This is a genomic window from Pseudomonas psychrophila HA-4 (assembly GCF_000282975.1).
Taxonomy (GTDB): Bacteria; Pseudomonadota; Gammaproteobacteria; order Pseudomonadales; family Pseudomonadaceae; genus Aquipseudomonas; species Aquipseudomonas psychrophila_A.
On the sequence record NZ_ALJC01000073.1, the window covers coordinates 15,252 to 28,283 of the forward strand.

The 13,032-nt window shown below is 58.3% G+C and carries 11 protein-coding genes; all 11 read right to left on the reverse strand.

All coding sequences use genetic code 11. The features are described from left to right. Window positions 1-12 precede the first annotated feature (12 nt). Window positions 13-882, reverse strand: a complete 870-nt coding sequence (gene icmH, locus B347_RS0109155) for a type IVB secretion system protein IcmH/DotU (protein ID WP_019409408.1) — start codon at window positions 880-882, stop codon at window positions 13-15. Between the two features lie 5 nt (window positions 883-887). Continuing rightward, window positions 888-2,219 carry a type VI secretion system baseplate subunit TssK gene (gene tssK / locus B347_RS0109160; RefSeq protein ID WP_019409409.1) on the reverse strand — a complete coding sequence of 444 codons (1,332 nt, stop codon included), beginning with the start codon at window positions 2,217-2,219 and terminating at the stop codon, window positions 888-890. A gap of 2 nt (window positions 2,220-2,221) precedes the next feature. Further along, entirely contained in the window at window positions 2,222-2,719 is a 498-nt protein-coding gene (tssJ, locus tag B347_RS0109165; RefSeq protein ID WP_019409410.1) for a type VI secretion system lipoprotein TssJ, read from the reverse strand. A gap of 5 nt (window positions 2,720-2,724) precedes the next feature. Further along, window positions 2,725-3,924, reverse strand: coding sequence for a type VI secretion system-associated FHA domain protein TagH (gene tagH / locus B347_RS0109170; protein WP_019409411.1), 1,200 nt, complete (start codon window positions 3,922-3,924; stop codon window positions 2,725-2,727). A 17-nt stretch (window positions 3,925-3,941) separates the two neighbouring features. Further along, on the reverse strand, window positions 3,942-4,082 hold the full coding sequence (locus tag B347_RS0109175) for a hypothetical protein (protein WP_019409412.1): 141 nt from the start codon (window positions 4,080-4,082) through the stop codon (window positions 3,942-3,944). An 85-nt stretch (window positions 4,083-4,167) separates the two neighbouring features. After that, entirely contained in the window at window positions 4,168-5,676 is a 1,509-nt protein-coding gene (locus tag B347_RS0109180; RefSeq protein ID WP_019409413.1) for a sigma-54 interaction domain-containing protein, read from the reverse strand. Between the two features lie 10 nt (window positions 5,677-5,686). After that, on the reverse strand, window positions 5,687-8,293 hold the full coding sequence (gene tssH, locus B347_RS0109185) for a type VI secretion system ATPase TssH (RefSeq protein ID WP_192812366.1): 2,607 nt from the start codon (window positions 8,291-8,293) through the stop codon (window positions 5,687-5,689). A 6-nt stretch (window positions 8,294-8,299) separates the two neighbouring features. Beyond that, window positions 8,300-9,307 carry a type VI secretion system baseplate subunit TssG gene (tssG, locus tag B347_RS0109190; protein WP_019409415.1) on the reverse strand — a complete coding sequence of 336 codons (1,008 nt, stop codon included), beginning with the start codon at window positions 9,305-9,307 and terminating at the stop codon, window positions 8,300-8,302. Continuing rightward, a complete protein-coding gene (gene tssF / locus B347_RS0109195; protein WP_019409416.1) occupies window positions 9,271-11,052 on the reverse strand; it encodes a type VI secretion system baseplate subunit TssF in 1,782 nt (593 codons plus the stop codon). Before tssF ends, tssG begins: the two co-directional genes overlap by 37 nt. Window positions 11,053-11,126: 74 nt before the next feature. Beyond that, a complete protein-coding gene (gene tssE / locus B347_RS0109200; RefSeq protein ID WP_019409417.1) occupies window positions 11,127-11,534 on the reverse strand; it encodes a type VI secretion system baseplate subunit TssE in 408 nt (135 codons plus the stop codon). A gap of 12 nt (window positions 11,535-11,546) precedes the next feature. Beyond that, window positions 11,547-13,022 carry a type VI secretion system contractile sheath large subunit gene (gene tssC, locus B347_RS0109205; RefSeq protein WP_019409418.1) on the reverse strand — a complete coding sequence of 492 codons (1,476 nt, stop codon included), beginning with the start codon at window positions 13,020-13,022 and terminating at the stop codon, window positions 11,547-11,549. Between the last annotated feature and the right edge of the window lie 10 nt (window positions 13,023-13,032).

The window sequence follows — 13,032 nt, forward strand, 5'->3', positions numbered from 1 at the left end:
AGTTATTCCTTTTTACAACTGCGGCCGGACAGCCGGTGCGTCAAGCTGTTGATACGGTTGCAACACCGCCTCGCGCTGCTCGCCCAAGACCCAGGCAAAGCCCGAAAACATGACAGCCAGACACCCAGCCGTGATCAGTCCCATTAACCAACCCGGCACGATGCGGGTCAGGCTGCTGCGACGGGACTTGAGCCCTTGCCAGTGAGGGGACAGTTCACGCGGAACATCGCCGCGCAAGTGGCGGATCTGTCGGTACAGCGCATCGCGAATGCTGTCGAGTTCCAGAATGCCGCGCTCCACGATCCGGAACTTGCCCTCAAATCCAAGGGCCAAGCACAGGTACAGCAGTTCCAGAAGCGACAAGTTGTGAACCGGGTCTTTGCACAGTTGATCGAGCACTTGAAAAACCTTTTCACCACCAAAGGTTTCATTGTGGAAACCGCTGAGTAGGCTGTTCTGTGACCATTCGCTTTCCTTGCCCCAGCGCGTTGTCACCACCGCCTCGTCGACCACCGTGCACAGCACGTAGCGCGCTTTCATCATCTGCTGACTGTCGACGCCGTTGCGCAGGGCGTTGACTTCGAACGCTTGGAGCGCGGCTTTAAGATCCGCGTGCAGTCCGATCAAGGTGTCTGCACTGGTGCTGTGCTTAATACGCACCACGTGTGACAGCACTTCGCTGGCGGCGGCTACCAGCGGATTAACGCTCACCCTGAACGTGTCAGCCGTGCCTACTCGGGCCGAAAAAACCATGCGTTCTTCGAGCTGCTCGATTTTTGGCGGCGCCTGTCCATCGGTCAGTGCATCCGTTTCAGATGCCTTGCCCTCACGGAATGCCATCACCGTGAGGTCATCGGTTGGATGTTGTGTATCCGTACTCATGGCGGTCAGTTCCTGATGGCCCAAAATTGCAGTTCAAGCGCTGAAAACTCGCCCGACACGTGGAAGGCAAAACCACCGGAACGCTCCAGTTGTGCCAGATCTTCGTTGCCGAGTTCGAGGATGAAATAGGTTTTGTTGGAGTGAAACGGGATCTGCCGCGGCGCCACTGGCAAGGGTTTGACCTTGAAGCCCGGCAAGTGCAGGTTGACCAGTTGGCGAATGTTTTCGACCGGTCCGATCTTTAGATGCGCCGGTAAGCGATGACGCAACTCCTCGCTGTCGCACTGCGCATGTGCGGCCAATACAAATGAGGTGGTGGAGAGCAATGTGTGGTCGGTCAGCGGCGACACCAGAATCCCGTATTGACGGCTTTCTAGCACCAGCTCAATGGCGTGTTGTTCAAGTACCATCGACAGCACCTGGCGAATCGAGTCCATCAGGGCGCGAAAGCTTTCACCCTGGTTGCTGTGCTGATAGGTGCTCTGTAACTGAGGGCGCTTGCTCTCGCTGCCGAAGGTCGCCAGATCGCCCAACATCGCCAGCAACGAGCAGTACAACTCTTCGGGGTGCAGTTGTTCTAGGCTCAAATAGTGGCGCAACACCAGCTCTGTGCGGTTGACCAGTTGGAGCATCATGAAATCACCGACTTCAGCACCGCCAACCTTGCCATTTGAGCGAATGCGATCTGCGAGTGCATCACCCCGGTTGCTGATCATGCTGATGACTTCTTTGAGGCACGACAGCACATAGCCCGAAGCATGGGCGTGGATGAAGGTCGGTATGAATTGCTCATCGAGCCGAATCACGCCATCTGAGGTAGTGTCGAGGATGTGACACAACTGCAACTTGACGCAGGCTTGGTCGCTCTGTTGTTCGCCCAGCAATAGGCGAAAATCCGGGCGCGCACAGCTGACCTGGCTGCTGGAGTCATCACCGGCGTTGACGTCGGACACTTCTATGTCGTGCGCGGTGTAACGCGCCAGCACATCGGTCTGGTCGCTACGCCGGGTTTCAATGTGGTTGCCGGTGACCAACGGTAACGCGAGGTACACCGCCGTGCTCGCCGTGTTGCGCGGCACATCCAGAACCAACGGCGAGGTGCTGCCCCCCAACTCAAACAGGCTGCCATCGGGCAAGACACCCGACGCCTGGCTGATCACCAGTTTGCCCATGTTGAGAAATTGCACGTCGATTTCTAAGCGCAGAAACCCCCACGTGTAACGCCCCAGCAGTTGAGTGCGGGTTTTCATTTGATGGTCGTAATAACGGTCACTTTGTTGAAAGTGCTGCGGGCGCAACAGCATGCCCTCGCGCCAGATGACTTTGTGTGCATTCATGCTCAATCACCCGCCTGTACTAGTGCCCGGCTCGCGTTATGAATCCCGGCCTGATCGAAAATCAGACGGGCCTCGGTCCGTTCGCCTGCCGCCACCGGGACCACGTAGCGCCATTGCGTTTGCGGCAGATCGCGGTAAGCCGCGAGCACGCCTACATAGCGGCTACCCGGCTCGACGCTAAGCTTGAGTTCGACGGTTTCACCGGGGCGTATTTCCAGTTCTTCGCTGGTGACAAGGTCCGGTGAAAGAGAGGCTTTGGGTCGCTCATATAGGCTGAAAAAATCGGCGTTCTCGAAGGCAACCGGATGTTTGAGTTCCATCAAGCGGATCACCAGAGGCGACGGGCGGCCGTTCAGGTCGAGGTTGACCTGATCGCTTGCGCTCAAGCCGAGGTCGAGCTTGGTGACGCTGGAGTACGGCGACAAGGCCGAACATCCGCTCAACAGCAGCACCGTCAGAGCCAGCAAAGCGCGAAGGTAAAGGGGCGTATAACGCAACATGCGCTTCATCCTTGGGGGTCAGTGTGAAGGGTGGAAATCAACCGGACCTGCTCTTCGTAGGCTTGGGCAAAATCCCGGGCCAGCAAGCGTTCACACCAGTCATCGTCTTGTTGCAACGTCTGGTGATAACGACTGAATGCTCGCCAGCGACTGGCTGACGTCGCGATCCACGGTCGGTAGCCATCGCGCTCAAAGCGCAAGGTCAGTTGTTGCGGGGAGAAGTGTTCAAGGCTGCTGCGAACGGCCACGCGGCTGGCGCTCAGCAGCGCTACCTGATGCGCTTGTACGTCGCGAAACGCTCGCCAGACCACCTGCTCTGCCGGCAGTTGGTGAGGCTTTTGTGGCGCCAGTAACAGGCCTAAGGCTTCAACCGCGTCATGGGTTGATTTGAGCGGGTTTTGGCGTGCGTCCGGGGCCACCGTACGGGCCAGTCGCAGCTGGTTTTTGAGTTCACTGCGGGTCCACAGGCTTTGCTGCAAACCGGCAATGCTTTGCTTAAGCAGGCGGGCAGCCTTTAACGCCAGCGCTTCTCGGTCTGCCTGCGCCAAGGCCTGCACGTCGATGCCGAGCACTGCTCCGAACTGCCCCCAAAACGCTTCGTTACGCGGTGCTTCAACGGCTGCTGCCTGTACTGGTAATGGCGCCTGAGTGACTTCAATCAGGTTCGGCACCAGAAGGTTTTCATAGTCAATCTGAGCGAAATCTACCCGTTGCTCCCACGTGTCGGGTTGCCGGTGCTGCACCTCGGGCTGATCCAACACCGAAAACAGAATCTCGGGTAACTCAACCCGGTCGAGCGGGTCCAGCGTCAGAAAGGCGTCATCCGGAATGATGCTGCCCGCGGGCTGAGGACGACCCGCCTGATCCAGCAGCGCGTGCAGTTCGTGCTCCAGATGAGCGCGGATCTGAAAGTCGCCGAGAAAGAACACATGGCCGTGCTCAATACGTTGCACCTGGCCTTTGGTCAGGCAGGTTTTGCCGTGATCGAAGCCGGTGCCGTTGAAGCTTCTATCCGTGAAAAAAAACGCCCCGTCCCGGTAGCTTATTTCAGCGTGGTACTTGGATACTTTTTTCGACTCATCGATCAGCGCCCAGTCGCAATCTGCATTGCGTCCAATCATGCCGCCCTGCTCGGTGAAGATCTTGCGCATCACCTGCTTAGCGTCCTGCGACTTAGGATTGAGCAGGTCAAATACTAATTCCATATTGAGGCTCCTTGCGGTCACTTGCCGCGATTGACCGCTTGCGGATCACCCAATGGGCGATAGCTGTTGTCGTTAAATTTGTAATTGCCGCTACAGCCAGCTACGCCACCTGCAAGGGCGAAAGTCAGCAACACGGCGCACCAGAGACGAGCAGTCATCAAGGGAGTCTCCACGGGTTGGCCTGGTGCTCGTTGCGGTCCGTTGAGGGGCGCGCTGACACAGGCAAAAAGAATTGAAAAGGCATTACGACGCCCACCTTTTTATGTCGTCCACATTGATGTTCAGGCGGTCAAGGCGGTAGAGGAGCGTGCGGCGGGCCACGCCCAGTTCGTGGGCGGCCCGGGTTTGGTTACCCGCGTTTTTGCGTAAACAGTCGAGCAGTAGCCCCCGTTCAACCTGCTCCATGCGTTCACGCAAATTGAGATTGACGGGGTCGGGACGGGGATCGCAGGGCAATGCAAAATGCTCTGCGTGCAGCTCATCGCCGTCGCAAAGCAACACCGCACGCTCAACCAGCCCCTTTAACTCACGCACGTTGCCGGGGAAGGCATAGTTCGCCAGTTGGCTCAGCGCGCCGTCGGACAACAGCACCGGCTTACGCTGCAAAAACGCGCAGGCGTGGGTCGCAAAATGTCGGGCCAGATCAAGGATGTCGCCCTCGCGCTGACGCAATGCAGGCAGGGCGATGGGGAACTGTGCAAGCCGGTAATACAGGTCTTCGCGAAACAGCCCCTGCCCCACCAGTACGGTCAGATCTCGGTGGGTGGCGGCGATGATTCGCACGTCAATCTTGTGGGTGTCGTTGGAGCCCAGCGGACGAATCTCGCCCTCTTGCAACACCCGCAGCAACTTGGCTTGCAGCGCCAGCGGCATGTCACCGATCTCGTCCAGTAACAGGGTTCCGCCGTTAGCCGAATCAAACAGCCCGATCCGGTCACGGTCAGCACCGGTAAAGGCGCCCTTGCGGTAGCCGAACAGCTCGCTTTCGAGCAGGTCGGCGGGAAACGCCGCGCAGTTCTGCACAATAAAAGGCTGAGCACGACGAGGACCGCCGTCATGAATCGCCCGGGCCACGACTTCCTTACCGGTGCCGGTTTCACCCAACAGCAGTACCGTGTAAGCGCTGTACACAACCTTGTTGATTAGGTAGCTGGTCTGGCGCATGGCGGTACTGTTACCGATCAGCCCGGCGGAGCTGGCCTTTGGGCCAGACGGCATCACCGCCGGCACACGCTGTTGGCGCAAGCGAATTTGCCCCCACACAAAAGCGCCCAACGCCCCCAACGAAGGGGCATGCCCCGACAGTTCAATGGGCTCGCGACTGGCCACCAGTAGCACGCCTTCAACGGCCTGTTGCGCGTTCAACAACGGCGCGCACAACAGCGCACGCCACGGAACGCCCTGACTGGGTAAAAAACGGGTGTCGTGCAGGCCATCTTTGAGGTCATCAATACTGACCACTCGGTTTTGACACACGGAAAACTGCAGCAATTGATCGCCCGTGTAATCGACTGCAAGCCCCTTCGCGTGCACCGGCTGCACCTGCCCCTGAAACCACTCGGCCGCGAGCTCAAGGCGTTTGCGGGTTGCATCGAGCACATACAATTGGCTCAACTCGCAACCGCTCAGTTGCGCCGCCGCACGCGCGCAAAGCCCGGCAACGGCAGTGCCGTCGACAGCACGGGCCACGCTGGCAAAATGTTGCAGCAACGACTCGGCATAGGCCAAAGGGTCGGCTACGTGGGCGAACATGTGCCCCACCTTAGGCAAACTCACAGAGCACGCTGGCCTGCGAATCAAGCGTTGCATGAACGCGGGTGAGGGTTTGTGCGCTGGCCATCGCTTCAAGCAAGCGGTCAGCGATCAAGGGCAATACGTGCGCGTCGAGCAAGTAGTCGATAAGCCGCGCGCCACTGTCGCTTTGGCTACAGCGTTCGGCCAAGTGATCGACCAAGCGCTGGCAATAGCTGAACGCCAAGTGTCGGCGTTGCAGACGCTCACCCAGACGTTGCAGCTTGATTTCGATCAGTTCGCGCAATACCGAGCCGCTGACCGGGTAGTACGGCACCACGCGCATACGCGCCAGCAGTGCGGGTTTGAAGTGGTTGCTCAGGACCGGGCGGATGCTCTGTTCGAGCACCTCGGCACTCGGTCGCGCACCGTTCTCGCACAACGCATTGATGCGATCACTGGCAAGGTTGGAGGTCATCAGGATCAACGTGTTGCGAAAGTCTATTTCGCGACCTTCGCCATCGTTGGCCACGCCTTTATCGAAGATTTGATAGAACAGGTTGAGCACATCAGGGTCGGCTTTTTCGACCTCATCCAGCAGCACCACAGAGTACGGCTTTTGCCGTACCGCTTCGGTCAGCATGCCGCCTTCGCCGTAACCGACGTAGCCGGGTGGCGCACCGATCAGGCGCGAGACGGTGTGTTTTTCTTGGAACTCGGACATGTTGATGGTGGTGATAAAACGCTCACCGCCGTAAAGCAGGTCAGCCAGGGCCAGGGCAGTTTCGGTCTTGCCGACGCCGCTCGGCCCGACCAGCAGGAATACCCCCACCGGGGCATCCGGCTTGTTAAGGCCCGCGGCCGTGGCGCGCATTGAGCGATCCAAGGCGTGAATGGCCTGTTCCTGGCCACGAATACGGGTGCGCAAATCGCCAGCAAAACGTGTGACTTTGGCACTGTGCTCACGAGCCAGCTGCGACACCGGCACACCTGTCCAAGCACTGATGACCTCGGCCACCAGACGCGGGCACACTTCAAAACTGACCAGTCGCTCTTGGCTGTGAGCGTCGTTCAGAGCGCGCTGGGTTTGATTGAGGGCAGTTTCCAGAGCGGGAACGCTTCGACTGTTTTCTGCGTCAGTTTCTGGCGTGCTGGCTTCACGTGCTTTGGCCAGTTGTTGACGCAATGCCAGCAGGCGCTCGGCCAATATTCGTTGCTCAACCCAGCGTGCTTCTAGCGCCACCTGCTCGCGTTGGGCCTCAAGCAGACGCTCTTCCAGCGCGGTCAATTGCGCCTGGTCAATCCGCAGCCCCGCGTCGGCATCACGGCGCATGGCTTGGCATTGACGCCCGCCTTCGGCCAGCTCGCCGCGCAGCTTCTCAAGCTTTTCCGGGGCGGCGGCCAAACTGATGCGTACCCGGGCGCACGCGGTGTCGAGCACATCAACCGCTTTATCTGGCAATTGGCGCCCCGCCAGATAGCGGGCCGACAATTGTGCGGCGGCCACCACCGCGTCGTCGCGCAGGTAAATGCCATGGCTCTTTTCGTAGATGTGCGCCAACCCGCGCAGTATGGTGACGGCTTCATTGACGGTCGGCTCATGCAGTTGTACTGGCTGGAAGCGTCGGGCCAGCGCCGGGTCTTTCTCAAAGTATTTTTTGTACTCACCCCAGGTGGTCGCAGCAATGGTGCGCAACTCACCACGGGCCAGCGCAGGCTTGAGCAGGTTGGCCGCATCTGAGCCACCGGCATTGCCGCCCGCCCCAATCAGGGTGTGGGCTTCATCGATAAACAAAATGATGGGGTTGGGAGACGCTTTGACTTCGTCGATCACGCCTTTTAGGCGACGTTCAAACTCGCCTTTGACGCTAGCACCCGCCTGCAACAGGCCCATGTCCAGCGAGAGCAATTCAACCCCGAGCAGCACCGGCGGCACTTCACCGGCAGCGATGCGCAATGCCAGGCCTTCAACGATGGCGGTTTTACCCACCCCGGCCTCACCCACTACGATCGGGTTGTTTTTGCGCCTGCGGGCCAGAATGTCGATTATCTGGCGAATCGCGTCGTCGCGGCACAGCACCGGGTCAAGCTTTGAGGCCCGCGCCTGCTCGGTCAGGTTATGGGTGAAGCGATGTAGCAGGGACTCACCCTGCGCCGCAGGTTTGCCATTGATGGGCTGTTCTTGCTGCGACAACGCAAAGCCTTTGAGACGTTCGATGTCGAGTTTAGCCAACAGCGTTTGGTAAGCACTCCCGGCATAACGTAACGGGTTGCGCAGCAAAGCGAGAATCAGCGCGGCTTGCTCGATTTGGCTCTGCCCCAATTCAAGTGTAGAAACCAGCAAAGCATCCTGTAACCACTGCACCAGTTGCGGTGCAAACACCGGGTTGCGCGATGAGCTGTTTTCGCTGCGCGGCTGTAAGGCGGCGCTCAAGTGGCCCGCGTCGATTTGCGCATCCAGCAGCGCGCGCGCCAGCAACCCCTGCGGCCGTTCGAGCAATTGCAGCAACAGGTCTTCAACCAACACCTGCTCAGCTCCGCGTGCCACACAGCGCTCGGCACTGCCCTCCAAGTCACGCCGGGTATCGGCATCGAGTGCCTGTATCAGTTGTTGCAGGTCTACGTTGATCATGGCCATTGGTCCTTAATGTATTTTGCTGCCTAGGGTCACTACGCCGTCCGCGTGTTCGCGGCCCAACCAACTGGTCCACCCAAGGCGGCAGGGGTTGTGCTCGGCAATGCGCAGCTCACGGATTTCTTCGTGCCGCAACACCAGCCGAATGTCGTACTCAAGCGGGTCACGCAGGGTGAATCGCACCAGCGCGCACAGCGGCTGATAACCCGTGCCAATCGGCAGAAGCTCATGAAATCGGTCCCAGCTCAGTTGCCGGATATGGATGCGAAACTTTCCGCTGCGGTCGCGTACTCGTGTGCCCAACACCAAGCTTTCGCTCAGTTGATGATTGGCACTCCCCAGGCAGTTGCGCTGCTCTTGAAGTACCTCGACGCGCCGCTCAATGCATTGCTCAATCGTCAGTTCGGCGTGCTTGAAGTAGTAACGCAGCACGGACTCGATCAGAGCCGCCGAATGTGCACGCAGGCTCAACAAACCGAGGTAGGGCAGCAGGCGCTTCCAATTCAGTTCTTGGGCATTACGGATGGTCTCGCCACCCAGACCGATCAAAGCAAATAGATGGCTGGAAAATGGGTCGATGGCGCCAGTCTCAAAGCGCACGTGGTAGCGATATTTACGCCAGATCGGCAGCATCAGTCGCTGCAAGCGATGGTTGAACAGGTCCAGAAACTGGCGCGTCGGGTTGTTGCTGTCACTGTCGCCAAGCGCCTGTTCGCCATAGAACGCAGGTAACGGCGAAGCCGAGCCCATCAGCCCAATGAGGTTGAAACGCAGACGCGCGCGGTCTTGGCCGTGCTCGACAAAGAATTCCACCGTGTCGACATCGCTGCCCGGAAACCCGAGGCTCGGGTTAGCCGCAAACTCCACGCGGTCGTAGAGTTCATCTTGCGAGAGATGTGTGTTGCCGACACGCAGCCGGTCAATGACCAGCAATACGGCCTGAAACAGCGAGTACTCACGTATGCTCCTGGCCAACCCGCTTAAAGCAGGGGCTGCAACCCCATGCGAGGTGTCCATTGGTAGGTTTCTCCCTGTGTGCTGTTGACCCGCAGTTCGTGGTACGAATTGAGGCTGGCGTAAAGTGCGAAGAACTCGTTGAGCACCGAGGCAAACACGAACAGATCGCCCTCTCCGATGTAACCTTGCGGATCTATCGTCAGCTCAGTGCGCAGGCCTCTAAGCGGCAAGCCCCGCTGGAGCCGGTCAACGTGCTCGTGGCGAATCGACTTGAGGCCGTCTAGCAGTTTTTTGCTGACCCGCTCGGCGTGTTCGTCGTAGTAGCGCGGCAAGTCGTAGGTTTCGAGGATGACTTTCAGGGCATCCACGTTGGCCAGCGACAGATAGTTGAGCGACATATTGCTGATCAACTTCCAGAGGAAGTCGCGGGTGAGCGGCGGCGCATAGCTGGGGGTCACTGGTCCGATGTTGCGAAACACCAGAAACTCGGGCGTCCCTTCGCTGGGCAGGCAGATATCCCCCTGGTTAAGGCGCAGGGGAAGGTTCTGGTTGGTGCAGGTCAGCTCAATCGACAGGGTTTCACTGGCATCGGGCTGGCAGGTGCCAAAGCTGAGGTAGGTGTCGAGCCCCTCATGCAGAAGGGCTGAACGCTGGCGGACGCTGTAATGCGCCTGTTTATTGAGCACATCAAAACTGGGATCGTGTTCGAATGACTCGAACGGCACATAGATCTGCGAGCCCTTGCCGTCAGCACGCCAACCGGTCACACCGTCAACCGAAAACACGCCGCAGTGCTCAAGCCCGAGCTTGGAGGGCATCAGCAGATATTCGTCCTGTTTACCGTCCAGGCGCACCGGCATTGCATCATGCGCGAACAGGTTGACGATGGGCGTGCAGTAAAGCTTGACGTTATCCAGGGTCGGGCGCAGGCGCTGTGCGCTGCTTTTGCGAATGTCGAAGCGCAACTCCAGCCCGCGAACCTGTTTGAGGGTGTCTTCGGGCAGCGTGTTAATTCGCTCAAGGCCATTGAGGTCAACAAATAGAAACTTGTCCTGAAAGGCGAAGTACTCCTGCAAATAGCGATACCCGCGAAAGGTATTCAGCGGGTATGGGATTAGCGCTTCTTCTTCAGCAAAACCCACTGGCTGAACGCAGTTAGGGGCTAGGGTGAACGCGAGGCTTTCGTCGCTTTTCAGGACGTTGCCTTCGCCATCCAAAGGGACCACCACGACGTCGTGCAAGTGGCGCAACAATCCGAGATAAAGCATTTGGCTGATGTAGCGCTCACCCGACAGATGCAAGCGCAGGCGACTCATTGCCAGTTCGCCAAGATGACCGTCGCAGGTCATGTTCAGGCGCAGGCTCAGCATGGAGCCCTCACCGTTCAACGAGTGTTTCAGCTCAACCAGTTGCAGCGGCAAGACGTCGGTCGGGTAACAGGTTCTGAACTGGCAACTCACGCCCTCAATGGGCTTACTCGCCACACGGGTTTCGCGCTCAACCTGAAGAGCAGGCCCGGGACGGTCCAGAGGGTCAAATTGCAGCATGCTGAATGCAGGCAGCGGGCGCATGTAGTTGGGCCACAGCAAATGCATCAACGAGTGCGTGAGCTCCGGCAGTTCGTCATCGAGCTTTTGACGCAGACGCCCCGTCAAGAAGGCGAACCCTTCCAGCAGCCGTTCGACATCCGGATCACGCCCAGCCTGGCCCAAAAACGGTGCCAACGCGGGGTTACGCTCGGCGAAACGACTTCCCAACTGACGCAATGCAGTGAGTTCGCTTTGGTAAAAATGATTAAAGAACACAGTGCTACCTGTTAATTGTCGACGGCATCAAATGCGGGACAGCAGATCGAGGTTGAGCGCAGCCACCGCGCGGTCTAGCGCACCTTGACTTGGCCACTGCCATCTAGGTGCGCGGTGAAGCTGACCTGACGCTTGATCCCTTCCACTTCCAACCACCCTTGCAGACTAAAAGCGAGCCGCAACGAATCGCCGTCATTGGGTAAGGTGGTGACCTGTACCTGACTCATGCGCGGTTCATAGCGCTCTATAAATTCTTCGATGGCCTCGCGCGCCTGCGTCAGCGCGTCATGCAGGCTCAAACGCATGTCGTTGAGGTCTGGGAGCCCATAGTCGGGCAGCGTTTGCACGCTGCCCGCTCGGGTACTGAGCATTTTGGCCAAGTGAGCAGCCACGGATGCTTGGGCGCTGGCTTCTCGACTCCAGCCCCGGCGTTGATCCGCCTCCCCACCCAAGCGCTCAAAAAGGCTGCCATATGCCGTCATGCCCAGCTCCCGTTACTCTTTGTCCAGCTTGCCAACCAGCGACAAGGTGAAGTCAGCACCCATGTACTTGAAGTGAGGGCGTACGTTGAGGCTGACGCGGTACCAGCCAGGCTCGCCTTCGACGTCACTGACGGCGATTTGCGCCGCGCGCAGAGGGCGACGGCCACGGACTTCGGCACTAGGGTTTTCTTGGTCAGCTACGTACTGGCGAATCCACTTGTTGAGCTCAAGCTCGAGGTCGGAACGCTCTTTCCACGAGCCCAACTGCTCGCGCTGCAAAACCTTCAGGTAATGAGCAAGGCGGTTGATGATCATCATGTAAGGCAGTTGTGTGCCGAGTTTGTAGTTCAGCTCTGCGTTTTTGCCTTCAGCGCTAATGCCAAAGAACTTCGGCTTTTGCACGGAGTTAGCCGAGAAGAACGCGGCGTTGTCACTGCCTTTGCGCATGGTCAGGGAGATGAAACCTTCCTCAGCCAATTCGTATTCGCGGCGGTCGGAAACCAGCACTTCGGTCGGAATCTTGGTTTCGATTTCGCCCATGCTTTCGAAGTGGTGCAGCGGCAAATCTTCAACCGCACCGCCGCTTTGAGGGCCGATGATGTTCGGGCACCAGCGAAACTTGGCAAAGCTGTCGGTCAGTTTTGAGGCGAAGGTGTAGGCGGTGTTGCCCCACAAATAGTGCTCGTGGCTGTTGGCGACGGTTTCTTTGTACACGAAAGATTTGACCGGGTTTTCTTCCGGGTCGTACGGGTTGCGCAGCAGGAAACGCGGAACGGTCAACGCCATGTAGCGCGAGTCTTCGGACTCTCGAAAGCTCTGCCACTTGGCAAATTGCGGACCGGAGAAATGGTCTTTCAGGTCTTTCAGATTGGGCATGCCGGTGAAGCTGTCGAGCCCGAAGAACTTAGGGCCGGCCGCCGCAACGAACGGGGCATGGGACATGCACGCAACGCTCGACACGTATTGCATAAGCTTCACGTCAGGCGAGCTTGGGGTCATGAAGTAGTTGGCGATAATCGCGCCGACCGGCTCACCACCGAACTGGCCGTACTCAGCGGTGTAGATGTGTTTGTAGAGGCCGGACTGCATGACCTCTGGCGAATCTTCAAAATCTTCAAGCAGGTCTTCTTTCGAGACGTTGAGGATTTCGATCTTGATGTTTTCGCGGAAATTGGTGCGCTCAACCAACAAGTGCAAACCACGCCATGCCGATTCCAAGGATTGGAACGCCGGGTGGTGAAGGATTTCGTCCATCTGGTGGCTGAGCTTGGCATCGATCTCGGCGATCATGCGATCGACCATGGCCTTCTTGACCGGCTCACCCTGGTTTTGTGGTTTCAGCAGCTCTTCGATAAACGCCGCCACACCACGCTTGGCAATGCCATAGGCGTCGTCGTCGGGGGTCAGTCGGGTTTGCGCAATGATGTCGTCAAGAACGCTATACGTGGTGCTTTTATCGTCTTTTTGCTGTGCGGCACTGGTGCTCATTGTGTGAATT

What these genes read in the sequence shown, in the direction of transcription:
- tssC (WP_019409418.1), bottom strand. Translation starts at nt 13,022, where the DNA reads ATGAGCACCAGTGCCGCACAGCAAAAAGACGATAAAAGCACCACGTAT.
- tssG (WP_019409415.1), bottom strand. Translation starts at nt 9,307, where the DNA reads ATGGACACCTCGCATGGGGTTGCAGCCCCTGCTTTAAGCGGGTTGGCC.
- tssK (WP_019409409.1), bottom strand. Translation starts at nt 2,219, where the DNA reads ATGAATGCACACAAAGTCATCTGGCGCGAGGGCATGCTGTTGCGCCCG.
- tssH (WP_192812366.1), bottom strand. Translation starts at nt 8,293, where the DNA reads ATGGCCATGATCAACGTAGACCTGCAACAACTGATACAGGCACTCGAT.
- tssE (WP_019409417.1), bottom strand. Translation starts at nt 11,534, where the DNA reads ATGACGGCATATGGCAGCCTTTTTGAGCGCTTGGGTGGGGAGGCGGAT.
- icmH (WP_019409408.1), bottom strand. Translation starts at nt 882, where the DNA reads ATGAGTACGGATACACAACATCCAACCGATGACCTCACGGTGATGGCA.
- B347_RS0109175 (WP_019409412.1), bottom strand. Translation starts at nt 4,082, where the DNA reads ATGACTGCTCGTCTCTGGTGCGCCGTGTTGCTGACTTTCGCCCTTGCA.
- B347_RS0109180 (WP_019409413.1), bottom strand. Translation starts at nt 5,676, where the DNA reads ATGTTCGCCCACGTAGCCGACCCTTTGGCCTATGCCGAGTCGTTGCTG.
- tagH (WP_019409411.1), bottom strand. Translation starts at nt 3,924, where the DNA reads ATGGAATTAGTATTTGACCTGCTCAATCCTAAGTCGCAGGACGCTAAG.
- tssJ (WP_019409410.1), bottom strand. Translation starts at nt 2,719, where the DNA reads ATGTTGCGTTATACGCCCCTTTACCTTCGCGCTTTGCTGGCTCTGACG.